The organism is Streptomyces sp. NPDC050211 (assembly GCF_040656035.1).
In the GTDB taxonomy this organism is placed as follows: Bacteria; Actinomycetota; Actinomycetes; order Streptomycetales; family Streptomycetaceae; genus Streptomyces.
In genome coordinates this window covers 1-24,061 of the sequence record NZ_JBFALC010000009.1, presented here as the reverse complement: position 1 = coordinate 24,061, position 24,061 = coordinate 1, and the positions used below count along the sequence as shown (strand labels likewise).

Genomic DNA, 24,061 nt, shown 5'->3' with positions numbered 1-24,061 from the left:
TTGCGCAGACAAGTGAAAAGAGCAGGCGCGGCCGCCGTCGCCACAGCGGCCGCCGTCGCCCTCGCCGCGGGCATGACCAGCCCGGCGTCGGCGGAACCGGAGCAGAGCGGGGCCACCGGCTCCGCGAAGCTCGCCGCGCCCCACCGCATCACCCTCATCACGGGTGACCGGATCGCCGTGGACGCCAAGGGCCAAGTCGTGGGCCTGGAGCGGGCGGAGGGGCGCAAGCACATACCCGTGCAGGTCCGTGAATCCGACGGGCACACGCTCGTCATACCCGCCGACGCGGCCCGTCTGGTCGCCGACGGCAAGCTCGACCAGCGGCTGTTCGACATCACCGAGCTGAACAAGACCGCGACCCGTTCGTCCCAGAAGAACGGCCTGAAGGTCATCGTCGGCTACAAGGGCGCCGCCACCGCCGCCAAGTCCGACGTCCGGGACGCGGGCACGCTCCGCAGGACCCTCACCACCCTGAACGCGGACGCCGTACAGACGTCGCAGAAGGACATGCCGGAGCTGTGGGACGCCGTCACCAACGGCGACAAGACGGCCTCCGGCATCGCGCACATCTGGCTCGACGGGGTCCGCAAGGCCAGCCTCGACAAGTCCGTGCCGCAGATCGGCGCCCCCAAGGCATGGGCGGCCGGCTACGACGGCAAGGGCGTCAAGATCGCCGTCCTGGACACCGGCGTGGACGCCACCCACGTCGACCTGAAGAACCAGGTCGTGGAGTCCAAGAACTTCACCACGGCCGCCGACGCACACGACCGCTACGGCCACGGCACGCACGTCGCGTCCATCGCGGCGGGCACCGGCGCCAAGTCGGGCGGCAAGTACAAGGGCGTCGCTCCGGGCGCCAAGATCCTCAACGGCAAGGTCCTCGACGACACCGGCTTCGGTGACGACTCCGGCATCCTCGCCGGCATGGAGTGGGCGGCCGCACAGGGCGCCGACGTCATCAACATGAGCCTGGGCGGCGGCGACACCCCGGAGATCGACCCGCTGGAGGCGGCGGTCAACAAGATCTCCGCCGAGACGGGCACGCTCTTCGCCATCGCTGCGGGCAACTCCGGCCCGGAGTCGGTCGGTTCGCCCGGCTCCGCGGACGCCGCCCTCACCGTCGGCGCCGTCGATGACAAGGATGTCCTCGCCCCGTTCTCCAGCACCGGCCCGCGCATCGGTGACGGCGCCATCAAGCCGGACGTCACCGCGCCGGGCGTGGACACCACGGCCGCCTCGGCCAAGGGCAGCATCATCGAGCAGGAAGTCGGCGAGAACCCGGCCGGCTACCTGACCATCTCCGGTACGTCGATGGCGACCCCGCATGTCGCGGGCGCGGCGGCGATCCTGAAGCAGCAGCACCCGGAGTGGACCTACACCGAGATCAAGGGCGCGCTGACCGGTTCCACCAAGGGCGGCAAGTACACGCCGTTCCAGCAGGGTTCGGGCCGCATCCAGGTCGACAAGGCCATCAAGCAGACCGTGATCGCCGACCCGGTGTCGGTGAGCTTCGGTACGCAGCAGTGGCCGCACACCGACGACACCCCGGTCACCAAGAAGCTGACGTACCGCAACCTCGGTACGACGGACGTCACGCTCAAGCTGACCTCCACGGGGACCAACCCGAAGGGGCAGGCCGCTCCGGCCGGCTTCTTCAAGCTGGGCGCCACCACGGTGACCGTCCCGGCGGGCGGCAAGGCAAGCGTCGACATGACCGTCAACACCAAGCTGGGCGGCACCGTCGACGGTGCGTACTCGGCGTACGTGACGGCCACGGGCGGCGGCCAGAGCGTCCGTACGGCGGCGGCGGTGCAGCGTGAGGTCGAGTCGTACGACCTCACGGTCAAGCACATCGGCAAGGACGGGCAGCCGTCCGAGTACAACACCGTGCTGCTCGGCTACTCGGGCCTGGGCGAGAACCGCGTCTACTCGGTCCCGGCAGCCGCGTCCGGCACGACCACGATGCGCGTGGCCAAGGGCACTTACCTGCTGGACGCCTGGATCGCCGAGGACTTCGCGACCTTCGAGGGCGGCATCGACTGGCTGGTCCAGCCGAGGCTGACCGTCACCAAGAACACCTCGGTGACGATCGACGCCCGTAAGACCAAGGCGGCCGACATCACGGTGCCGGACGCCGCGGCGAAGCAGACCTTCGGCATGATCGGCTACTTCTACGACCCGGCGGGCATCGGCATCGGCGTCGGCCTCGACACCTTCGCCAACGTGCGCATGGCGCCGCTCGGCGGGGAGACCAACGGTCTCACGCAGACCTGGAACGGCCAGTGGACCAAGGGCGACGACACCGAGTACGACGTCGCCACCACCGCCAAGGTAAAGAAGATCCAGGGCGACAAGGTCCGCCACTTCAAGGCGGGCGAACTCGCCAAGGTGAAGAACGACATCGGCGCCGCCACCGCCGGAAAGACCGGCGGCATCCTCACGGTCGGCGCCTTCCCCGAGGACGTCGTCCTCGGCAGCCCGGTCGAGCAGAAGCTGCCCGGCACACGGACGCTGTACCTGTCGACGTCCGACAAGATCGAGTGGACGTACGACGTCGAGCAGTACGGCGGCACGGACCCGGACGGCTTCCCGATCCTGGAGGCGTCCTACACGCTCGGCAACTTCCTGAAGTTCGAGGGTGGCAAGACCTACAAGAAGACCTTCAACCGGGCGGTCTTCGGCCCGCATCTGAACTCCCAGTTCGGGCTGTTCCGCGAGGGCAACCAGATCTACGGGTACCTGCCGCTGTTCGCGGACAGTGTGGGACACGCGGGCTCGTCGCTGTTCACCTCGGTGAACACCTCGCTCTACCGCAACGGCACCAAGGTCGGCACCATTGACGACCCGCTGTTCGGCAACAAGGCGTTCAAGGTCCCGTCCGGCGACGCCGAGTACAAGCTGACGACGTCGGTCAAGCGGAGCGTCAAGGTCGCGGCCGCGTCCACGCGGATCGACGCGAGCTGGACCTTCCGCTCCAAGAAGCCGTCCGGCGACCTCGCCAAGCTCCCGGCGTCCTCGGTCCGCTTCAGCGCGGCCACGGGCCCGGACAGCCGCGTCGAGGCCGACAAGACGGTCAAGATCCCGGTCACCGTCCAGGGCGCGGCCAAGGGCAGCAACCTCAAGTCCCTGACGGTGTACGTGTCGTACGACTACGGCCAGACCTGGAAGAAGGTCACCGTCTCGGGCGGCAAGATCACCGTGAAGAACCCGGCGAAGGGGAAGGCCATCTCTTTCCACGCCAAGATCACCGACAAGAAGAACAACAAGTCGACGATCTCGATCTACAACGCGTACTACGCCAAGTAGCACGCGAGTAGCACGGCACAAGTGAGCGGCCTGTCCGGGACCTCGAGTCCCGGACAGGCCGCTTCCTTTGTGTCAGGTGAGGACCGGCGTCAGAGCGCCGAGCCCGCCTTCCACTGTGCCCAGTCCATGTTCCAGCCGTTCAGGCCGTTGTCCGGGGCGATGGTCTTGTCGCCGGTGTTCTGGACGACGACGACGTCGCCGACGATCGAGTTGTTGTAGAACCAGTAGCCCGCCGTGCCCTTGTCGTTGGCGCCCTTGGTGTCGTTCAGGCCGACGCAGCCGTGGCTGGTGTTGCTGTTGCCGAAGACCGAGTCGTCGCCCCAGTAGTTGCCGTGGATGAAGGTGCCGGAGGTCGACAGGCGGATGGCGTGGGGGACGTCCTTGATGTCGTACTCGCCCTTGCCGTCGTCGTCGGTGAAGCCCACGGTCGCGCCGTTCATGCGCGTCTCCTTGAACTTCTCGGACATCACCATGACGCCTTCGTACGTCTTGTTCTCGGGCGAACCGGCGGAGATCGGGATCGTCTTGATCGTCTTGCCGTCCTGCGTGACCTTCATCTGCTTGGAGTTGGCGTCGACGTAGGAGACCTGGTTGCGGCCGATCTTGAAGGTGACCGTCTTCTGCTGGACGCCGTAGACACCCTCGGAGCCCTCGACGCCGTCGAGCGCGAGCTTCAGCGTGACGGTCGAGCCGCCCTTCCAGTACTCGTCCGGCCGGCAGTCCATGCGGGTCTCGTTGAACCAGTGGCAGACGACTTCCTGGCCGCTGCTGGAGGTGACGGTGACGCCCTTCTGGACGTCCGCCTTGTTGGTGATCGCCTTGTCGAAGTTGATCGACACCGGCATGCCCACACCGACCGTGGAGCCGTCCTCCGGCGTGAAGTAGCCGAGGAAGCTGTTGTCCGGGGAGACCGTGGAGAACGAGGCGTTCTCGTGGGCGACGCGGCCTTCGGAGTCCTTGGCCTCAGCCGTCACCTTGTAGGTGGTGGACCGCTCCAGCTGGACGCTGGGCTTCCAGCTGGTCTTGTCGGCGGATATCTCGCCCTCGACCGCGGTGCCGTCCTCCGTGGTCATCTTCACCTCGGTGAGCGTGCCCTTGCTCACGGTGACGGCGGTGCCCTTGTTGATGGAGGCGTTGTCCGAGCCGTCCTTCGGCGTGATCTTGATCTGGGCCTCGGAGGTCTTCTTGGCCGCCGCCTCGTCGACCTTCGCCTGCGAGGTGTCGTTGCCCCCGCCGGAGGCGTCGTCGCCGCCGCCGGAACAGGCCGAGAGCACCAGGACACCACCGAGCAGTGCGGACGCGGCCATCAGGCCCCTGCGCCGCTTACTGTCCGTCATCACACGCTTCTCCATCGCTGCCGAATCCCCAAACCCCGAGTGTCCCCGTTAACAAACATCCGCAAGAAACCTCAACGCTCAGACCGGTTCCTCCCGTTCCACATCCGTCGGATGTGTGGGGCACACCACGTCCGCGGGGCGGGTGGTGTCCATGTCGGTCAGTGCGCCCCCTGAGACGACGAAACCCCGGACGGCGGTTGCCGCCCAGGGCCATCAATTTCCCAAGCAGCGTCAGCCGACCGCCTTCTCGGCGTCTTCCTCGTCGCCGTCGCCGTCCTCGCCATCATCCTCGTCGAGGTCCCACTCGGGCGACTCCGGGTCGTATTCGATCTGCTCACTGCTCCAGGAGGCCTGCTGGAGCTCGATTCCCGGCACCTCGCTGACCAGGTCGAACGGGTCCACGAGATACGCGAGGGCCTCCGCCGTGTCTTCCGTCACAGCGCTCTGTGCGTGTACCCGTTCGTCCTGCGGCATATCAGCGTCAGCCGCGATGCGCTGAAGTGCCGCTTTCGTGAGGCCGCCGGCATCGTCGACCTCGATCACCAGCTCCACGCGAAGCCGTACAAAACGTGATGTCTCTGGAGTGCTCATGCCCGGAGCGTACGACCCACAGCTCCCGTGACTTTCCCGTGACCCGCGCTGTTCACTAACATCGCCTCACACGGCCAATTCGCCAGCGCCACAAGGGGATCGATATTCCGTGTCATCCGCTCGCCGTCCGTTGCTGACCGCCGCTGCCGCGGGCACCCTGCTGGGTGCCCTGTGGTTCGTCCCGTCCGCCAACGCGACGATGGAAAGCCCGGCCAGAACGGAGCCTTCGGCGACCCCGACGTCGCAGGTCACCACACAGGCGCGGGTCACCACGGAGGCTTCCTCCGACGGCACGCAACTCGCCGACACCGGAAGCTTCGACACCACGCCGTATGTCGTCGGCGGGACGTTCTTCCTCGCCCTCGGTGCCGGGTTCGTGGTGTATTCGGTACGGCGGGAGCGACTGGGTTTTTAACCCACTTGACGCGTCTTTGACTTGGGCCGCATAGTCCGCCCATGAAGAGATCATCGGGCGCGCGCACAGCCGCCGCGGTCGCCGTGAGCACGCTGTCGCTCGCCCTTGTCACCGGTTGTTCCACCGAGGAGTCGGGCGGCTCCAAGTCGCTCGGCTCCGAGTCGGCCGCGCCGACGCAGGCCGCCAAGGCGCGCAGCGCGGGCGAGTTGGAGAAGCTGCTGCTCGCCGAGGGCGAGATCAAGGGCTACAAGGTCGCCGCCGGCGACGACACCCTGCCGAAGTCCAAGAGCGTCGTGAAGACCGACAAGGCCGCATGCGCGCCGCTCGCCTGGGCCATGGCCGGCCTCGCGCCGGGCGACACGGACGCGAGCGCGAGCAACACGGTCACCGCGGACCCGTCGTCGGACGCCGCCTCCAAGCCCGCCGAGGACCTCACCGAGGCCGACATCGAGAACGCCTTCTCGGTCAACATGACCTTCGTGGGCCTCTCCTTGTACGAGGGCGACGGCGCCGCGCAGGCGGTCAAGGCCGTCTCCGACGGCATCGCGGCCTGCTCCGGCGGGTTCACCATCACCGCCCAGGGCGAGACCCAGAAGATCACCAAGGTCTCTTCCCAGCAGGCCCCCACGGGCGGCGACGAGTCCGTCGCGTTCTCCGTGGACTCCGACATGGACGGCGAGGGCACGGCCACCTTCAACACCCAGGTGGTACGCCACGGCGGCACCGTCTCGACGTACTACACGGTGGACTTCGCGCAGATGGGCACCGGCAAGGCGGCCGAGGTCCCGTCGGCCGTGGTCGACGCGCAGGCGGCCAAGCTCAAGTGACCGCCGGGGCCCTGCTGGTCGTACGGCAGGGCCCCCTCACCCGTCCTACTGGAGCGGCCCGGTGACGGCCTCCACCGCCGCCAGCAGCCGCCCGTCCCGCACGAACGCGTCCGCCGCCGCGAGGTCGGGCGCCAGGAACCGGTCCGGACCGGGACCCGCCACACCCGCCGCCCGTGCGGCCTCGATGACGGCCCGCGACGCGGGCGCCGGGGTCAGCCCCTCGCGCAACTCGACGGCGCGCGTGGCGGCGTACAGCTCGATGGCGACGACCCGGGTGAGATTGTCGACGGCCGTACGCAACTTACGAGCCGCCGACCAGCCCATGGAGACGTGGTCCTCCTGCATCGCGGAGGACGGAATCGAGTCGGCCGACGCCGGTACGGCCAGCCGCTTCATCTCGCTCACCAGCGCGGCCTGCGTGTACTGAGCGATCATCAGCCCGCTGTCCACCCCCGGGTCGTCCGCGAGGAAGGGCGGCAGCCCGTGGCTGCGGTTCTTGTCGAGCAGCCGGTCGGTACGGCGCTCGGCGATCGACGCGAGGTCGGCGGCGGCGATGGCGAGGAAGTCGAGGACATAGCCCACGGGCGCGCCATGGAAGTTGCCGTTGGACTCGACGCGTCCGTCGGGCAGTACGACGGGATTGTCGACGGCGGAGGCGAGTTCACGTTCGGCGACCAGCCGGGCGTGGGCCATGGTGTCGCGTCCGGCGCCGGCGACCTGCGGAGCGCACCGCACGGAATACGCGTCCTGGACGCGGGGTGCGTCGTCCTGGTGATGCCCGGTCAGGCCCGAACCCTTCAGCACGGCCAGCATGTTGGCCGCGGAGGCGCTCTGGCCCGGGTGCGGGCGGATGGCGTGCAGTTCGGGCGCGAGGACCTTGTCCGTCCCGAGGAGGGCTTCGAGGCTGAGGGCGGCGGTGACGTCGGCGGACTTGTAGAGGGTGTCGAGGTCGGCGAGGGCCATCACCAGCATGCCGAGCATGCCGTCGGTGCCGTTGAGGAGGGCGAGGCCTTCCTTCTCACGGAGTTCGACGGGCCGGATCCCGTGCTCGGCGAGAAGCTCGGCGGCGGGCCTCAGGGTCCCGTCCGGGCCTTCCGCCTCGCCCTCGCCCATCAGCGTAAGGGCGCAGTGGGACAGCGGGGCCAGGTCGCCGGAGCAGCCGAGGGAGCCGTACTCGTGCACGACCGGGGTGATTCCGGCGTTGAGCAGGTCGGCCATGGTCTGAGCGACCTCGGGCCGGACACCGGTGTGCCCCGAGCAGAGCGTCTTCAGTCGCAGGAACATCAGGCCTCGTACGACCTCCCGCTCCACCCTCTCGCCCATGCCGGCGGCGTGTGAGCGGACGATGTTGCGCTGCAGCTGGGCCCGCATCTCCTGGCTGATGTGCCGGGTCGCGAGGGCGCCGAAGCCGGTGCTCACGCCGTAGACGGGGTCGGGCTTGGCGGCCAGCGCCTCCACGATCTCGCGGGCCGCGGCGAGCGCGGCCACGGCCTCCGCGGAGAGCTCGACCCGGGCGCCGTCGCGCGCCACGGCGAGAACGTCGGACGCGGTCACCCCGGACGTCCCCACCACCACAGTGTGCATATCCATATTCAGGAGAGTAGTGAGTGAATTCGAAGATGTCACGAGTGGGTGGAGGTTTCACCCCTTACCGATTTGGTCACACCGGCACGCGGGCGTCAGCGCCGCCCCCGGAACCGGCGCCGCTCGGCACCGGTGTCGCGGGACGGTTCGTCGGCCAGCCGTACGACGGGATCGTCCGGCCCTTCGCGTCCGGCGACGACCGGCTTGGTGGCCCGTACGGCCTTGGCGCGGTACTGGGCGGCGTCCGCGAGCCGGAACAGCCGCCGGGCGGAGCGAACGGGCCCGATCGGATCCCCCGTCGACGCGACCCCGCAGGCGACCCCCTCGCCCAGCTCCAACTCGGCGGCCCGGCGGCAGAGCTCATCGGCGGCCCGGACGACCTCGTCGGCGGGCGGCCCGACCGCGAGCAGACAGAACTCGTCACCGCCGAGACGGGCGGCAAGCGCGCCGGGCAGCATGGCCCCGCACAACGACAACACCGACCCGAACCGCTCGAGCAGCCGATCGCCGACGGCATGCCCGCGTGTGTCATTGACGTGCTTGAGCCCATTGAGATCGCAGACGACCAGACTGACGACAACCCCTTGGCTGCGATGCCGCTCGACGGCTTCTTCGAGACGTACGTCGACGGCACGGCGGTTGGCGAGCCCGGTGAGCGCGTCGGTGTACGCCAGCCTCCTCGCCTCCTCCAGCCGCTCGGCCTGGGCGATCCCGGCGGCGACGACGGCGGCGAGGACGGTGGCGAAGTCGGCGTCGGCCCGGTCGAACACGGGCTCCCCGACGGCCCGGGCGACATACAGCTCGCCCCAGGCCCGCCCGTGCAGCACGATCGGGGCGACGACACAGCAGCCGCGGCCACGGCGGCGCAGGGCGGCAACGCGCTGATGGACATAACCGGGCCGCCCTGTAGTAGGCCCATCAGCGGTCTCAACCCACGCATCTGGCTCACCACCCCCGGCCCACCGCTCATGCAGGAACTCGGTGATCTCGGGGAACTGATGCACCGGATAAGCCTCATCCTCAGGAAACTCCACCTCCCCCGCGGCCCGCTCCCCCACATTCACCAGCACCCTCAGCCGCCCCCGATCCCGCTCCCACACCGACAGCGCCGCAAAACTCCCCCCCAAGGCCCGACACGCCCCACCAGCCGCCGCCCGCCACGCCTCCCGCGACCCATGCGCAGCCGCCATACCCTGCGCCAACGCCACGACCGCCGCGAGCCGGATGTCCTCACCCATCACTCCAGGCTAGGGAGGAAATAGACGAACCGGGACATTGTTGCGGCGAACAGGTGGGCGCCGGGTCCCTGCGGGGCGTGGCGGGTGACGACCCCTGGGGGCGCAGCCCCGGTGGGGTGCAGGGGTGCAGCTTCCACTGAGGTGCAGGGACGAAGCCCCCGCAGGGGTCCAGGGGCACAGCCCCGCACGGATCCGGCGGCGCAGCCCTGCCGGGGTCCGGAGGCGAAGCCCCGGTGGGGTGCAGGGGCGCAGCCCCGCGGGGGTCCGGCGGCGCAGCCCTGCCGGGGTCCGGAAGCGAAGCCCCGGTGGGGTGCAGGGGCGCAGCCCCGCGGGGGTCCAGGGGGCGGAGCCCCCTGGCGGGGTCGAAGGGGCGGAGCCCCTGGGGATGGGATGGGTAGGGGCGGCGGGGGCGGGTTACTCTCCCGGCCACTCAGGGCGGCGCTTCTCGTTGAACGCCGCTACTCCCTCCGCCCGGTCGCCGGAAAACGCCACCGCGCGCCACGCCGAGTCCTCGACCTCCAGCCCGGCCCGCAGGTCCAGTCCGAAGCCCACCCGCAGCGCTCGCTTGGCCGCCCGGAGTCCAACGGGAGAGTTCGCCGCGATCCGGGACGCCAACTCCAGCGCCTCCTCCCGGTCCCGCCCCGCCTCCACCAGCTGATCGACCAACCCCAACTCCCGCGCCTCAACCGCCTCGACCCGCCGCGCGGAGAAGATCAGTTCGGCCGCCCGCGCCGCCCCCACGCGCCGCGGCAGCAACTGGGTCCCCCCGCCCCCCGGAATCACCCCCACCGACACCTCCGGCAACCCCACCACCGCCGTCCGGTCGGCCACGATCACGTCGCACGAGAGCGCCAGCTCGAACCCACCCCCCAGCGCAAACCCATGCACCGCCGCGATCACCGGCACCGGCAGCTCCAGCACCCCGGTGTACGCCCCCCGCGCCACCGGCCGCTGCCGCACCAGCTCGGCATCGGTGAAGGAGTTCCGCTCCTTCAGATCCGCCCCCACACAGAACGCCCGCTCATGGGTCGACGTCAGCACGACCACCCGTACGCCCTTGTCGCCCCCCAGCGCCGTACACGCCGCCGCGATGGAGCGGGCCATCTCCGTCGACACGGCGTTCATGGCCTTGGGCCGGTCGAGGGCCAGCTCGGCGACATACCCCTCCCCGTGCCGCCGCACCAGCACGAACTCCCCGAACCGTTCCTCGCTCATGACACCCTCCGGGTTAACGCGGGTTAACAACAGCATGCGCCCCGATCATCGCAGCCATCCCGGGCCGGGAAAAGGCGGGGAAAGGCCGGGAAAAGGCCGACGCCGGTTCCCTGCACGCCCCCGAACTCCCCCTTCGAGTGACATCCCGCCCGACTCCCACCCGACCGCCCACACCAGCGCATAACGTGCGCAGCGCCACGCGCAACGGGGAGGATCGCGGTGACGGACCAGAACACACCAGCACGTCAACGAGGCCGCCACCGCAAACCCCGCCCCCGCAAGCTGCTCCTCGCCGCCGGAGGCCTCGCCGTCGCCGCCGGCGTACTGAGCCTCGTACGCCTGACCCCCGACTCGGACGTCAGCCATCTCGAAACCGCGGAGACCGAGCCTCGTCCGGATCCGGGCGAGGCTCGCAAGACGAATACAGCAGCAACCACGGCGGCCACCCCCACCGCGATCCCGACAGCGGCTTCAGCGATGGGCGCACCCACCACGCCGCCCGGCCCCACGAAGACGCCATACGTGCACACGCCGACCAAGACGACAACCCCGGCCCCCGCGGGAGCGCCCACCACCGTCCCCGAGACGCCCGACCCGCCCCCGACGACAAGCACAGCCCCGCAGCCGACGCCCGCCCAGCCCAGCAATTCCCCGGCCCCCACACCGAGTCAGCCCGGCATCTGCGTCCCGGTCATCGGCCTCTGCGTGGACCCACTCGCCACCAACGACTGACAGAACTACAGCGCCGAAAGGGGGCGCGGGGAACTGCGCGACCAGCCACAACGACCCCGCAGCCGACCCACAACCGTCACCCCGACGGCGCCCGCCGAGTAAGCAACCACGGCTCCACCACACCCAGCCCCCGCACCGGCCGCTGCCACATCGGCTGAAGCGCGAAGCGATACGTCGGCGGCTCCTCCCCCTCCTTCTCCGCAGCGGCAGCCGCCTCGGCAGCCTCCGCCTCGGACGCGGGCGCGTCCCCGGTCCGGATCAGGTCCTCCGCGAAGGCACTGTCGACGAGCACGGCATCACGCGGAGCTATCGACGTCAGCCGGGACGCCAGATTCACGGTCGTACCGAAGACATCGCCCATACGAGTGGTCACCGTGCCGAACGCGATGCCCACGCGCAGCTCCGGCATCGTCTCGTCGTTCGCCATCGTCTCGATCAGACGCAGCGCGATCTCGGCGGCGACACCCGCATCGTCGGCGCTGTACAGCACCTCGTCCCCGAGCGTCTTGACGAGCCGACCCCCGTGCGCGGCCACCAGGTCGGCGGCGGTGGTCTCGAAGGCCTCGACCAGTTCGCCGAGTTCCTCTTCCTCCATACGACGGGTCAGCCGCGTGAACCCGACGAGGTCCGCGAAGCCCACAGCAAGGCGCCGGTCGACCATCTCCTCGTCGTCGGCGGCCTGGACGACCCGGCCGGCCGATGCGGCGAGCTGGCGCCGCCAGACGTAGACGAGGAACTCCTCCAGTTCCGGCAGGAGCAGCTCGATGATCGGGTACGTCACCTCGGTGCGCGTCATGCCGGGCTCGGGCGGCTCGGTCAGGCCCTCCAGGAACGAGTCGATCTGCCACTCGGCCAGCCGGGCGGTGGTCTGCCCGGTGGAACGCGCCACCTGCACGGCCATCGCCTCGCTCAGCAGCCCCGCCTCCACGAGACCGGCGAGCCGCCGCAGCGCCAGTACGTCCGCCTCCGTGAGCGCCCTGGCCTGGCCGATGTCGGCGAAACCCATCGCCCGCCAGAAACGGGAGGCCAGCTCCATGGAGACACCCGCGCTACGGGCCGCCTGGAAGGGGGTGTAACGCCGTTCCGCGCCGAGGATGAGCTGTTCGAGGCGGAGGGCGAGGGGGTCCTCGCCGGGGTCGGTGGCGTCTGGGTCCCGGCGGTCGTCGGGGTCGCCCCGCTCGATCGAAGCCGAGAGAGCATCCACCCGGCCGTCCGGGTCCCTGCCGGAGCCCGTGTCGTCGACGGTCACGCCTGCTGCCCTTCCGATCTGCCGCGGTCAGGTATCGACCGCGGTCAACTTTACGGCAGATGTGCGGCAGGTCACTCCGTGGCGCCGGATGCGGTCGTGACCGGCGGCCGGGATGGCACTGGCGTTGGTGCCGCCCTGCTGGGGGCTGCCGCCCCCAGACCCCCGCTTTCGGCCTTCGGCCTCGTCCTCAAACGCCGGACGGGCTGGATTGTGCAGACCGGCGTCGGAGAGGGAGCCCTCAGCGGGTGGGTGGGGGCTCGGGACGGCTCGCCCTCGACCGCCCGACGGGCTGAAATGCCCAGACCGGCATCGAGAAACACCGCGCACCAACACGCACCACGCACCGCACACACCGAAGCGTTTACGCCGTTCGCAAGTGAACGATGTCCCCCGCCCCCACCGGCTCCTGCACACCCTCCCCGGTCGCCAGCACCAGCCGCCCGTCCCCGTCGATCGCCACCGCCTCTCCGATGATCGACCGATCGCCCGGCAGCTCGGCCCGCACCCTCCTCCCCAAGGTCGCGCAGCCCGCCGCGTACGTCTCCTGCAGGCCACTCGCGCCCGGATCGCCCTCGGCCGCGCGCCACCGCCTGTACCACTCCTCCAGCGACCGCAGCACGGCCCGCAGCAAGGGGTCCCGGTCCGTCGTCACGGCCCCCGCCAGCGCCAGCGACCCCGCACCGGGTACGGGAAGCTCGTCCTCGCGCAGGGTGACGTTGATGCCGACGCCGACCACCACGCCGTCGCCGCCCGCACGCTCCGCCAGGATTCCGCCGGACTTGCGTTCCTCGCCGCCGACATTCAGCAGCAGGTCATTGGGCCACTTGAGTGCCGTATCGACGCCCGCGGCCCGCGACAGCCCGGCCGCCACCGCGACACCGGTGAGCAGCGGCACCCACCCCCACCGCTCCACGGGCACCTCCGTGGGCGTGAGCAGCACGGAGAAGAAGAGTCCGGAGCGGGCCGGAGCGGTCCACTGGCGGTCGAGGCGGCCGCGCCCGGACGTCTGCTCCTCGGCGACGAGGACCGCGCCCTCGGCCGCCTTGCCCGCATTCGCCAGGGCCACAAGGTCGGAGTTGGTGGAGCCGGTGCTCGGCACGACGGTCACTTCCGACCACAGCCCGCCCTCCCGCACGAGCCCCTTGCGCAGGGCGGTGGCGTTGAGGGGCGGCCGCTCCAGGTCGGACCACCTGCTGCTGTCGTTCGGCTCTGCTGCATCTCGCGGCGTCATGCAACCCACCCTAGGTGTGGTAAACGCCGCACTGCCGATTGGTAGGCACCCCACTACTCTACGGATGAGTAACCGTCCCCCCTTTTGAGCAGGCAGGGAGCCACATCCCGATGTCCGAGCCGGAAGAGCGTCACGAGATCCAAGAGTCCTCAGGGATCGACATCCACACCACCGCGGGCAAGCTCGCGGATCTCCAGCGCCGTATCGAGGAAGCGACGCACGCCGGCTCCGCACGCGCCGTCGAAAAGCAGCACGCCAAGGGCAAGTTGACGGCCCGTGAGCGGATCGAGCTGCTGCTCGACGAGGGGTCCTTCGTCGAACTCGACGAGTTCGCCCGGCACCGCTCCACCAACTTCGGCCTCGACAAGAACCGGCCGTACGGCGACGGTGTCGTCACCGGATACGGCACCGTCGACGGCCGCCCGGTCGCCGTCTTCTCGCAGGACTTCACCGTCTTCGGCGGCGCCCTCGGCGAGGTCTACGGTCAGAAGATCGTCAAGGTCATGGACTTCGCGCTGAAGACCGGCTGCCCGGTCATCGGCATCAACGACTCCGGCGGCGCCCGCATCCAGGAGGGCGTGGCCTCGCTGGGCGCGTACGGCGAGATCTTCCGCCGGAACACGCACGCCTCCGGTGTGATCCCGCAGATCAGCCTGGTCGTGGGGCCCTGCGCGGGCGGCGCGGTCTACTCCCCCGCGATCACCGACTTCACGATCATGGTCGACCAGACCTCGCACATGTTCATCACCGGCCCGGACGTCATCAAGACGGTCACCGGCGAGGACGTCGGCTTCGAGGAGCTGGGCGGCGCCCGCACCCACAACTCGACCTCGGGCGTGGCCCACCACATGGCCGGGGACGAGAAGGACGCGATCGAGTACATCAAGCAGCTGCTGTCGTACCTGCCGTCCAACAACCTCAGCGAACCCCCGGCCTTCCCGGAGGAGGCGGACCTCGTCCTCACCGACGAGGACCGCGAGCTGGACACGCTCGTCCCCGACAGCGCGAACCAGCCGTACGACATGCACACGGTGATCGAGCACATCCTGGACGACGCCGAGTTCTTCGAGACCCAGCCCCTCTACGCCCCCAACATCCTCACCGGATACGGCCGCGTCGAGGGCCGCCCCGTCGGCATCGTCGCCAACCAGCCGATGCAGTTCGCGGGCTGCCTGGACATCAAGGCATCCGAAAAGGCCGCCCGCTTCGTCCGCACCTGCGACGCCTTCAACGTCCCGGTCATCACCTTCGTCGACGTCCCCGGCTTCCTCCCGGGCGTCGACCAGGAGCACGACGGCATCATCCGCCGCGGCGCCAAGCTGATCTACGCCTACGCCGAGGCCACCGTCCCCCTGATCACGGTCATCACCCGCAAGGCCTTCGGCGGCGCCTACGACGTCATGGGCTCCAAGCACCTGGGTGCCGACCTCAACCTCGCCTGGCCGACCGCCCAGATCGCCGTCATGGGCGCCCAGGGCGCCGTCAACATCCTGCACCGCCGCACGATCGCCGAGGCGGAGGCCACCGGAGACGCGGAGGCGACCCGGGCCCGCGTGATCCAGGAGTACGAGGACGCCCTCCTCAACCCCTACATCGCGGCCGAGCGCGGCTACGTCGACGCCGTGATCATGCCGTCCGAGACCCGTCGCCACGTCGTACGCGGCCTGCGTCAGCTGCGCACCAAGCGGGAATCCCTGCCCCCGAAGAAGCACGGCAACATCCCCCTCTAGGAGCCGTCATGACGATCAAGGTCGTACGGGGCAACCCCACCCCGGAGGAACTCGCCGCCGCCCTGGCGGTAGTCCGAGCCCGCGCCGCGGCAGCAACCACAGAGCCGCCCGGCGCGACGAAAGACAGAGACTCCTGGTCGGACCCGGCAAGGCTCGCGGCTCGCCGCGTGCCCCAGCCCGGGCCGACAACTTGGGCACGTACGTATTGGCCCAGCTGAAGGTCTTCAGGGGCGCGGGGAACCGCGCACAGTACCGGAACCCGGGGCACAACTTGAGTACCCGTACTCAGGCGCCCCTCCACCGCCCAGCCCCACGCTAGTGGCATGCTCTGGTCCGACCCCGAGAACGAGCCGCCCAAAGAACTGCGCGAAACGCAGCGAATGCTCCGGCGGCTCGGCTTTCTCATGGCCCTGGCCATGCTCCTGGCCATGCTCGTGATCGGCCTGCCCTAGCGGAGCGAACCGCCGTCGATACCCTGACCGCATGACCGATCAGCGCCGCCGCCACCTCGTCCTCGCCTCCCAGTCCCCCGCCCGCCTGAACCTCCTCCGGCAGGCAGGCCTGGACCCCGAAGTGATCGTGAGCGGCGTGGACGAGGACGCCGTCACCGCCCCCACCCCCGCCGAGCTGGCCCTCGCCCTCGCCGAGGCCAAGGCCTCCGTCGTCGCCGCGAAACCGGAGGTCAAAGGCGCGCTGGTGATCGGCTGCGACTCGGTGCTCGAGCTGGACGGACAGGCCCTCGGCAAGCCCGCGGACGCGGAGGAGGCCACCGCCCGCTGGAAGTCGATGCGCGGCCGTGCGGGCACGCTGCAGACCGGGCACTGCATCTACGACACGGCCACCGGCCGGTACGTCTCCGGCGTCGCCTCCACCGTCGTCCGCTTCGGCGAGCCGACCGACCAGGAGATCGCCGCATACGTCGCCTCCGGCGAACCCCTCTATGTCGCCGGGGCGTTCACGCTCGACGGCCGCTCGGCGCCGTTCATCGACGGCATCGACGGCGACCACGGCAATGTGATCGGCATCAGCCTGCCCCTCGTACGCCGCCTGCTGGCCGAACTCGGCGTGCAGATCACGGAGTTGTGGGCGTCGGCGGAGGACTGACCGGGGCGCCGCCGTTGCCGGGCCTGCTGTCCTCGGGTTCCTGGGCGGCGGGCCGCTCCTCCGCGTCGTACGTCATCAGCAGCAGCACGATGAGGCCGAGCACCAGGACCATGAACAGGAACGCCGGCCAGCCCACCAGGCCCCAGGCGAAGGCGCCCAGCAGGCCGTGCACCACGGCGCCGCTGATGAGCAGGACGCGGCCGAAGCCGGCGGGGCGGCGGTCGCGCAGGGCCACGAGCAGGGCGACCAGTCCGCAGAACGCGAAGTAGAGGCCGAAGACCACGCCGCCGGCCTTCGAGGACACCGACATCATGTCCGGGTCGAGGCCCGCAAGCGACATGTCCTGGCGGTCGACGACCACCCCCAGGAACCAGTTCAGGCCGGCGATGAACAGCGCCTCCACGAACAGCACGACCGCCACGACCCATGCCACCGGTCTGCGCACCACCGGTCCCCACCCACTCTCAAGCCGAGCCCTGGTTACCCCAAGTACGTTCGATACACGGTGAACGCTACTAACGGGTAAACCCCGGGACAAGGGTTCGACGGAGGGCAAAGAATCATTGGGCCATTCGTAGGGACTCCACAAAGAAACAGAGTGGGGCGCAGCACGCTCTCACAGAGACCTTGACCACATCGGGGGGCTAGGGTTTCCCGGAGGAGTCCTGCGTACCGAGGTGCGACAAGGGATTTCGCAGGTCGAGCGAGCCTCGAATCACGCTCCGTGTGGGCAAGCTCACCATTGGGGACGGGTCGAAGTGCCGTGTCGGCAGTCCCTAAACTCGGCTTGTTTCAAGGAGGGAGCCTCAATCGTGCGCAAGGTGCTCATCGCCAACCGTGGCGAAATCGCTGTCCGCGTGGCCCGGGCCTGCCGGGATGCCGGTATCGCGAGCGTGGCCGTATACGCCGACCCGGACCGGGACGCTCTGCATGTCCGCACCGCGGATGAGGCGTTCGCCCTGGGCGGTGACACCCCGGCGACCAGCTACCTGGACATCGAGAAGGTCCTGAACGCCGCCCGGGAGTCCGGCGCGGACGCGATCCACCCCGGATACGGCTTCCTTTCCGAGAACGCCGAGTTCGCTCAGGCGGTCCTGGACGCGGACCTCATCTGGATCGGCCCGCCGCCGCAGGCCATCCGGGACCTCGGCGACAAGGTCGCCGCCCGGCACATCGCCCAGCGCGCCGGCGCCCCGCTGGTCGCCGGTACGTCCGACCCGGTCTCCGGCGCCGACGAGGTCGTCGCCTTCGCCCGGGAGCACGGCCTGCCCATCGCGATCAAGGCCGCCTTCGGTGGCGGCGGCCGCGGTCTGAAGGTCGCGCGGACGCTCGAAGAGGTGCCCGAGCTGTACGACTCGGCGGTCCGTGAGGCCGTCGCCGCGTTCGGGCGCGGCGAGTGCTTCGTCGAGCGGTACCTGGACAAGCCGCGGCACGTGGAGACACAGTGCCTCGCCGACACCCACGGCAACGTGGTCGTCGTATCGACCCGTGACTGCTCGCTGCAGCGCCGGCACCAGAAGCTCGTCGAGGAGGCCCCGGCGCCGTTCCTCTCCGAGGCGCAGAACGCCGAGCTGTACCGCGCCTCCAAGGCCATCCTGAAGGAGGCCGGGTACGTCGGCGCGGGCACCGTGGAGTTCCTCGTCGGCATGGACGGCACGATCTCCTTCCTGGAGGTCAACACCCGGCTCCAGGTCGAGCACCCGGTCACCGAGGAGGTCACGGGCATCGACCTGGTGCGCGAGATGTTCCGCATCGCCGACGGCGAGGCCCTCGGTTACGACGACCCGCAGCTGCGCGGCCACTCCTTCGAGTTCCGCATCAACGGCGAGGACCCGGGCCGCAACTTCCTCCCGGCGCCGGGCACGGTCACCAGGTTCGACCCGCCGGCCGGTCCGGGCGTCCGCCTGGACGCGGGCGTCGAGTCCGGTTCGGTCATCGGCCCGGCCTGGGACTCGCTGCTCGCCAAGCTGATCGTCACCGGCGCCACCCGTCAGCAGGCCCTCCAGCGGGCCTCCCGTGCGCTGGAGGAGTTCCAGGTCGAGGGCATGGCGACCGCCATCCCGTTCCACCGCGCGGTGGTGCAAGACCCGGCGTTCGCCCCCGAACTCACCGGCAGCCAGGACCCCTTCACGGTCCACACCCGCTGGATCGAGACCGAGTTCGTCAACGAGATCAAGCCCTTCGCCGCGCCCGCCGACGCGGACACGGACGAGGAGCCGGGCCGCGAGACGGTCGTCGTCGAGGTCGGCGGCAAGCGCCTGGAGGTCTCCCTCCCGGTCTCGCTCGGCATGTCGCTGGCCCGCACCGGTCTCGCCGCGGGCGCCAAGCCCAAGCGCCGGGCGGCCAAGAAGTCCGGCCCAGCCGCCTCCGGCGACACCCTCGCCTCCCCGATGCAGGGCACCATCGTCAAGATCGCCGTCGAGGAGGGCCAGGAGGTCAAGGAGGGCGACCTGGTCGTCGTCCTGGAGGCCATGAAGATGGAACAGCCCCTCAACGCCCACAGGGCCGGCACCATCAAGGGCCTGTCCGCCGAGGTCGGCGCCTCCATCACCTCGGGCGCCGTGATCTGCGAGATCAAGGACTGAGTCGTACGACATCCTGAAGCGCCCGGCGGGGACCACAGCGGTCACCCCGCCGGGCGCACTCATGTCCCGATGGCATTCTGGAGAGACACCCGGGCGGGCGGACGAGAGGACAGGTGGAAGCCATGGCGGCCGCGACCTCGCAGGAGACGACCCCGCAGCGCCCCATGCGCGCCGACGCCCGCCGCAACTACGACCGCCTGCTCACCGAGGCCCGCTCCGCCTTCGCCGCCCACGGCACCGACGCCTCCCTGGAAGACGTCGCCCGCCGCGCCGGCGTCGGCATCGGCACCCTCTACCGCCACTTCCCCAACCGCCACGCCCTGCTGAGCGCGGTCTTCGAGGACGGCGTGAGCGATCTGCTGGCGCGGGCCCGCGAGTTGCTGGGCGCCCCGGATCCCTGTACGGCCCTGGTCACCTGGCTACGCGAGATCGTCACCCACGCCGGCGAGTACCGCGGCCTGGCCAAGGCGCTGATGTCCGTCTCCCACGACCACACCTCGGCCCTGGCCCGGTGCAGCGACCCGATGCGAAAGGCAGGCCAGGCCTTGCTGACCCGCGCCCAGCAGGCGGGCACGGTCCGCGACGACGTAGCGATCGACGACCTACTCCAACTGACCCACGCGATCGCACTGGCAGCGGAAGAGACACCGACGGACCCGGACTTGGCCGACCGATTGCTGAAACTGACGTTGCGAGGACTGACCTAAGGGGCGCGGGGAACTGCGCGAACAACCCCCACACACCCGCAGCCGCGAAACAACCGCAAGCACTACGGCGACCAGGCGCCCCTAACGCCGCCGCATATCCGCAACCCGCGCCCGCTGCTCGGCCCCCGCTTCACCCAACACCGTGGCCGTACGCAACCCCTGCCCCGCAGGGACGCCGCGGCGCGGCCCAGGGAGCGGCACATCCCGACGCTGCTGACGCGGCGGCGCCGGCTCACCGCCCCCCGCGTTTCCCGACGCCCCCGCGACAGCGATCTGCACACCCTGGTCGGCAAGCGCCTGCAACTCCGTGGCCGCACGGTCGTCATGCGCGGGCGGCTCATCCGTCACCAGCCGGGTGATCACATCCGTCGGCACGGTCTGGAACATCGTGTCCGTACCGAGCTTCGTGTGATCGGCGAGGACGACGACCTCCGCCGCCGCCTGCACCAGCGCCCGGTCCACGGACGCCGACAGCATGTTGGACGTGGACAGCCCGCGCTCCGCGGTGAGCCCGCTCCCGGAGAGGAACGCCCGCGACACCCGCAGCCCCTGCAAGGACTGCTCGGCGCCGCTGCCCACCAACGCGTAGTTGGAGCCGCGCAGGGTCCCACCGGTCATCACGACCTCCACCCGGTTGGCATGGGCCAACGCCTGGGCGACCAGGAGGGAGTTGGTGACGACGGTGAGTCCGGGGACCCGGGCGAGCCGGCGGGCCAGCTCCTGTGTGGTGGTACCCGCCCCGACCACGATGGCCTCGCCTTCTTCGACGAGGTTCGCGGCGAGATCGGCGATGGCCGTCTTCTCGGCGGTCGCGAGATGTGATTTCTGCGGAAAGCCGGACTCTCGCGTGAACCCGCCCGGCAATACCGCACCGCCATGCCGGCGGTCGAGGAGTCCTTCTGCCTCCAGTGCGCGCACGTCCCGCCGTACGGTCACTTCGGAGGTCTGGACGACGCGGGCGAGCTCACGGAGCGACACGGCCCCGTTCGCTCGCACCATTTCGAGGATCAATTGGCGACGTTCTGCAGCGAACACGAAACTGACAGTAACCCCAACGACCGTCTGCTTTCAGCAGTTTGCGCCGAATAACAGAAGTTGTTCGCACAGGAAGGCGGGAAGTGGTATAGGGCCTAGTCCCCCCGACTATGCCGTACGAATGCTCGACAACTCCCCGTGACCAGCGGGGAGTCGGTTCAAGCCGTCAGGCGTCGCCGTTCGTCTTGCGGGTGTGGAGCTGGCGGGCCACCTCGGCGATCGACCCCGAAAGGGAGGGGTACACGGTGAACGCGTTCGCGATCTGTTCGACCGTCAGATTGTTGTCGACGGCGATCGAGATGGGGTGGATCAGTTCCGAGGCGCGCGGCGCGACGACCACACCGCCCACCACGATGCCGGTGCCCGGGCGGCAGAAGAGCTTGACGAAGCCGTCGCGGATGCCCTGCATCTTGGCGCGCGGGTTGCGCAGCAGCGGCAGCTTGACGGAGACGGCGTCGATCTTGCCGCCGTCGACGTCGGACTGGGAGTAGCCGACGGTGGCGATCTCGGGGTCGGTGAAGACGTTCGACGAGACGGTCTTCAGGTTCAGCGGGGCCACCGCGTCGCCGAGGAAGTGGTACATGGCGATGCGGCCCTGCATGGCGGCGACGGAGGCGAGGGCGAAGACGCCGGTCACGTCACCGGCGGCGTACACGCCCGGGGCGGTCGTACGGGAGACCCTGTCGGTCCAGATGTGACCGGACTCCTTCACCCTCACGCCCGCCTCCTCCAGGCCCATGCCCGCGCTGTTGGGGATGGCGCCGACGGCCATCAGGCAGTGCGATCCGGTGATCACCCGGCCGTCGGAGAGCGTCACCTCCACCCGGTCCCCGACGCGCTTGGCGGAGGCGGCGCGGGAGCGGGCCATGACGTTCATGCCGCGGCGGCGGAAGACGTCCTCGAGGACGACGGCGGCGTCCGGGTCCTCACCCGGCAGCACGCGGTCGCGGGAGGAGACGAGGGTGACCTTGGAGCCGAGGGCCTGGTAGGCGCCGGCGAACTCGGCGCCGGTGACACCGGAACCGACCACGATGAGCTCCTCGGGCAGCTCGTCGAGGTCGTAGACCTGGGTCCAGTTGAGGATGCGCTCGCCGTCGGGCTGGGCGTCGGGCAGCTCGCGCGGGTGACCGCCGGTGGCGATGAGGACGGCGTCGGCGGTGAGCGTCTCCTCGGTCCCGTCGGCGGCCCGTACGACGACCTTCCGCGAACCGTCGAGGGCCTGCATGCCCTCCAGCCGTCCGCGCCCGCGCAGGACGCGCGCGCCGGCCCGGGTCACGGAGGCGGTGATGTCGTGCGACTGGGCGAGTGCGAGGCGCTTGACACGCCGGTTGACCTTGCCGAGGTCGACACCGACGACCTGGGCGGGCGTGTCGATGTGCGGGGTGTCGTCGGCGACGATGATGCCCAGCTCTTCGTACGAGGAGTCGAAGGTGGTCATCACCTCGGCCGTGGCGATCAGGGTCTTCGACGGCACGCAGTCGGTGAGCACCGACGCGCCGCCCAGACCGTCGCAGTCGACGACGGTCACCTCCGCGCCGAGCTGCGCGGCCACCAGCGCCGCTTCATATCCGCCGGGTCCGCCACCGATGATCACGATCCGAGTCACGTACTCCATTGTCCCGCACGCTTGCGGGTGGTCCTGCCCTGGGGGCCCGCCCGAGATACCACTGTTACGGGAGAGGCGGCCGATGCGGCTGCCGTACGCTCGACCCATGTCGCTCTACGCCGCCTACGCCGGCAATCTCGACGCGCGGTTGATGACCCGCCGCGCACCGTACTCGCCGATGCGCGCCACCGGCTGGCTGAACGGGTGGCGGCTGACCTTCGGCGGCGAGCAGCTGGGCTGGGAGGGCGCGCTCGCGACGATCGTCGAGGACCCGATGGAGCAGGTCTTCGTGGCGCTGTACGAGATCGCGCCGATGGACGAGGAGTCCCTGGACCGCTGGGTGGGCGTCGGCCTCGGCATCTACCGCCGGGCCCGCGTGCGCGTGGTCACGCTGGACGGCGAGGAGCCGGCCTGGGTGTACGTCCTGAACGGTTACGAGGGCGGCCTGCCGTCGGCCCGCTACCTGGGTGAGATCGCCGACGCCGCCGAGTCGGCCGGGGCGCCGCACGACTACGTGATGGAGCTGCGCAAGCGGCCCTGCTGAGCGCTCCGCCGGCCGACTCCGCCGACCGGCTTCGTCGGAAACAACAAGACAACGATCGCCATCTCGTGAGCTCCGTCATCTACGCGCGTAGGCCCGGACCGGCTACCCTCATGCGCGTGAACGCATCTCTTCTTCCGGACGACATCCAGCGCGACCCCCACGCCGCCGCCGACGCCGCCGCCGCGCGCCTGCGCGAACTCACCGGCGCCGAGACCCACGACGTCGCCCTTGTGATGGGCTCCGGCTGGGCACCGGCCGTGGATGCCCTCGGCGTACCCGACGCCGAGTTCCCGGTCACCGAGCTGCCCGGTTTCCCGCCGCCGGCGGTGGAGGGCCACGGCGGCACGGTCCGCTCGTACAAGATCGGGCACAAGCGGACGCTGGTCTTCCTTGGGCGTACGCACTTCTACGAGGGCCGCGGGGTGGCCGCCGTCGCGCACGGCGTCCGTACGGCGGTGGCGGCCGGCAGCAAGACGGTCGTCCTCACCAACGGCTGCGGTGGTCTGCGCGAGGGCATGCGCCCCGGGCAGCCGGTCCTCATCAGCGACCACATCAACCTCACCGCGGCCTCCCCGATCATCGGCGCCAACTTCGTCGACCTCACCGATCTGTACTCGCCGCGCCTGCGCGCCCTGTGCAAGGAGATCGACCCCACGCTGGAAGAGGGCGTCTACGCCCAGTTCCCCGGCCCGCACTACGAGACCCCGGCGGAGATCCGCATGGCCCGCGTCATCGGCGCGGACCTGGTCGGTATGTCCACCGTGCTGGAAGCCATCGCGGCGCGTGAGGCGGGCGCCGAGGTCCTGGGCATCTCGCTGGTGACGAACCTCGCGGCGGGTATGACGGGAGAGCCGCTGAACCACGAGGAGGTTCTGCAGGCCGGGCGGGACTCGGCGACGCAGATGGGGTCACTGCTGGCCCAGGTGCTGGGCCGGCTGTAAGCGTTTCTCGCCCCCGCCGCCCCTACCCGTCCCATCCTGAAGGGGCTCCGCCCCTTCGACCCCGCCAGGGGGCTCTGCCCCCTG

Annotated in this window: 22 protein-coding genes; 12 read left to right on the top strand and 10 right to left on the bottom strand. The window is 70.0% G+C overall.

The window, feature by feature from the left end; translation table 11 throughout:
* Positions 1–12 precede the first annotated feature (12 nt).
* Positions 13–3,306, top strand: a complete 3,294-nt coding sequence (locus AB0I98_RS11800) for a S8 family serine peptidase (RefSeq protein ID WP_362938960.1) — start codon at positions 13–15, stop codon at positions 3,304–3,306.
* A gap of 89 nt (positions 3,307–3,395) precedes the next feature.
* Here AB0I98_RS11800 and AB0I98_RS11795 read toward each other — a convergent pair whose 3' ends face one another.
* Both AB0I98_RS11795 and AB0I98_RS11790 read right to left on the bottom strand, forming a co-directional pair.
* Positions 3,396–4,643 (bottom strand): Ig-like domain-containing protein, encoded by a 1,248-nt coding sequence (locus tag AB0I98_RS11795; RefSeq protein WP_362938957.1) that lies wholly within the window; start codon positions 4,641–4,643, stop codon positions 3,396–3,398.
* 231 nt (positions 4,644–4,874) lie between these two features.
* Positions 4,875–5,195, bottom strand: coding sequence for a hypothetical protein (locus AB0I98_RS11790; protein WP_362938954.1), 321 nt, complete (start codon positions 5,193–5,195; stop codon positions 4,875–4,877).
* A gap of 169 nt (positions 5,196–5,364) precedes the next feature.
* Here AB0I98_RS11790 and AB0I98_RS11785 point away from each other — a divergent pair, with 169 nt between their 5' ends.
* Both AB0I98_RS11785 and AB0I98_RS11780 read left to right on the top strand, forming a co-directional pair.
* Entirely contained in the window at positions 5,365–5,649 is a 285-nt protein-coding gene (locus AB0I98_RS11785) for an LPXTG cell wall anchor domain-containing protein (protein WP_362939510.1), read from the top strand.
* Positions 5,650–5,690: 41 nt separating this feature from the next.
* Positions 5,691–6,476, top strand: coding sequence for a hypothetical protein (locus tag AB0I98_RS11780; protein ID WP_362938951.1), 786 nt, complete (start codon positions 5,691–5,693; stop codon positions 6,474–6,476).
* 45 nt (positions 6,477–6,521) lie between these two features.
* On the opposite strand, the gene hutH is transcribed toward AB0I98_RS11780, so the two are convergent.
* The 3 genes from hutH to AB0I98_RS11765 all read right to left on the bottom strand — a co-directional run bounded on the left by hutH (position 6,522) and on the right by AB0I98_RS11765 (position 10,513).
* The gene (gene hutH / locus AB0I98_RS11775) at positions 6,522–8,060 is read right to left on the bottom strand and encodes a histidine ammonia-lyase (RefSeq protein WP_362939507.1); all 1,539 of its coding nucleotides are present in this window, start codon (positions 8,058–8,060) and stop codon (positions 6,522–6,524) included.
* A 95-nt stretch (positions 8,061–8,155) separates the two neighbouring features.
* Positions 8,156–9,298, bottom strand: coding sequence for a GGDEF domain-containing protein (locus AB0I98_RS11770; RefSeq protein WP_362938948.1), 1,143 nt, complete (start codon positions 9,296–9,298; stop codon positions 8,156–8,158).
* A gap of 414 nt (positions 9,299–9,712) precedes the next feature.
* A complete protein-coding gene (locus AB0I98_RS11765) occupies positions 9,713–10,513 on the bottom strand; it encodes an enoyl-CoA hydratase-related protein (RefSeq protein WP_362938946.1) in 801 nt (266 codons plus the stop codon).
* Positions 10,514–10,732: 219 nt separating this feature from the next.
* Here AB0I98_RS11765 and AB0I98_RS11760 point away from each other — a divergent pair, with 219 nt between their 5' ends.
* Entirely contained in the window at positions 10,733–11,245 is a 513-nt protein-coding gene (locus AB0I98_RS11760; RefSeq protein WP_362938944.1) for a hypothetical protein, read from the top strand.
* 76 nt (positions 11,246–11,321) lie between these two features.
* Here AB0I98_RS11760 and AB0I98_RS11755 read toward each other — a convergent pair whose 3' ends face one another.
* Positions 11,322–12,494, bottom strand: a complete 1,173-nt coding sequence (locus AB0I98_RS11755; RefSeq protein WP_210582815.1) for an adenylate/guanylate cyclase domain-containing protein — start codon at positions 12,492–12,494, stop codon at positions 11,322–11,324.
* Between the two features lie 361 nt (positions 12,495–12,855).
* Positions 12,856–13,725, bottom strand: a complete 870-nt coding sequence (locus tag AB0I98_RS11750; RefSeq protein WP_362938941.1) for a biotin--[acetyl-CoA-carboxylase] ligase — start codon at positions 13,723–13,725, stop codon at positions 12,856–12,858.
* 110 nt (positions 13,726–13,835) lie between these two features.
* Between AB0I98_RS11750 and AB0I98_RS11745 the strand changes: the two genes are divergently transcribed.
* The 4 genes from AB0I98_RS11745 to AB0I98_RS11730 all read left to right on the top strand — a co-directional run bounded on the left by AB0I98_RS11745 (position 13,836) and on the right by AB0I98_RS11730 (position 16,559).
* On the top strand, positions 13,836–15,455 hold the full coding sequence (locus AB0I98_RS11745) for an acyl-CoA carboxylase subunit beta (protein WP_362938938.1): 1,620 nt from the start codon (positions 13,836–13,838) through the stop codon (positions 15,453–15,455).
* 8 nt (positions 15,456–15,463) lie between these two features.
* Positions 15,464–15,673, top strand: a complete 210-nt coding sequence (locus tag AB0I98_RS11740; RefSeq protein ID WP_362938935.1) for an acyl-CoA carboxylase epsilon subunit — start codon at positions 15,464–15,466, stop codon at positions 15,671–15,673.
* A 105-nt stretch (positions 15,674–15,778) separates the two neighbouring features.
* Positions 15,779–15,907 (top strand): hypothetical protein, encoded by a 129-nt coding sequence (locus AB0I98_RS11735; RefSeq protein WP_362938932.1) that lies wholly within the window; start codon positions 15,779–15,781, stop codon positions 15,905–15,907.
* 31 nt (positions 15,908–15,938) lie between these two features.
* A complete protein-coding gene (locus AB0I98_RS11730) occupies positions 15,939–16,559 on the top strand; it encodes a nucleoside triphosphate pyrophosphatase (protein ID WP_362938929.1) in 621 nt (206 codons plus the stop codon).
* Here AB0I98_RS11730 and AB0I98_RS11725 read toward each other — a convergent pair.
* Positions 16,528–17,007, bottom strand: coding sequence for a hypothetical protein (locus tag AB0I98_RS11725; protein WP_362938926.1), 480 nt, complete (start codon positions 17,005–17,007; stop codon positions 16,528–16,530). The genes AB0I98_RS11730 and AB0I98_RS11725 overlap by 32 nt on opposite strands.
* Before the next feature lie 364 nt (positions 17,008–17,371).
* Between AB0I98_RS11725 and AB0I98_RS11720 the strand changes: the two genes are divergently transcribed.
* On the top strand, positions 17,372–19,144 hold the full coding sequence (locus tag AB0I98_RS11720) for an acetyl/propionyl/methylcrotonyl-CoA carboxylase subunit alpha (RefSeq protein ID WP_362938923.1): 1,773 nt from the start codon (positions 17,372–17,374) through the stop codon (positions 19,142–19,144).
* Between the two features lie 122 nt (positions 19,145–19,266).
* The gene (locus tag AB0I98_RS11715) at positions 19,267–19,851 is read left to right on the top strand and encodes a TetR/AcrR family transcriptional regulator (protein ID WP_362938920.1); all 585 of its coding nucleotides are present in this window, start codon (positions 19,267–19,269) and stop codon (positions 19,849–19,851) included.
* 81 nt (positions 19,852–19,932) lie between these two features.
* Here AB0I98_RS11715 and AB0I98_RS11710 read toward each other — a convergent pair whose 3' ends face one another.
* Complete coding sequence (locus AB0I98_RS11710) at positions 19,933–20,886, bottom strand: DeoR/GlpR family DNA-binding transcription regulator (protein ID WP_362938917.1); 954 nt, start codon at positions 20,884–20,886, stop codon at positions 19,933–19,935.
* Between the two features lie 166 nt (positions 20,887–21,052).
* The gene (locus AB0I98_RS11705; RefSeq protein WP_328501823.1) at positions 21,053–22,501 is read right to left on the bottom strand and encodes an NAD(P)H-quinone dehydrogenase; all 1,449 of its coding nucleotides are present in this window, start codon (positions 22,499–22,501) and stop codon (positions 21,053–21,055) included.
* Between the two features lie 97 nt (positions 22,502–22,598).
* Here AB0I98_RS11705 and AB0I98_RS11700 point away from each other — a divergent pair, with 97 nt between their 5' ends.
* Positions 22,599–23,036, top strand: coding sequence for a gamma-glutamylcyclotransferase (locus tag AB0I98_RS11700; RefSeq protein ID WP_362938914.1), 438 nt, complete (start codon positions 22,599–22,601; stop codon positions 23,034–23,036).
* Positions 23,037–23,152: 116 nt separating this feature from the next.
* On the top strand, positions 23,153–23,977 hold the full coding sequence (locus AB0I98_RS11695; protein ID WP_362938911.1) for a purine-nucleoside phosphorylase: 825 nt from the start codon (positions 23,153–23,155) through the stop codon (positions 23,975–23,977).
* The last annotated feature ends 84 nt before the right edge of the window (positions 23,978–24,061 follow it).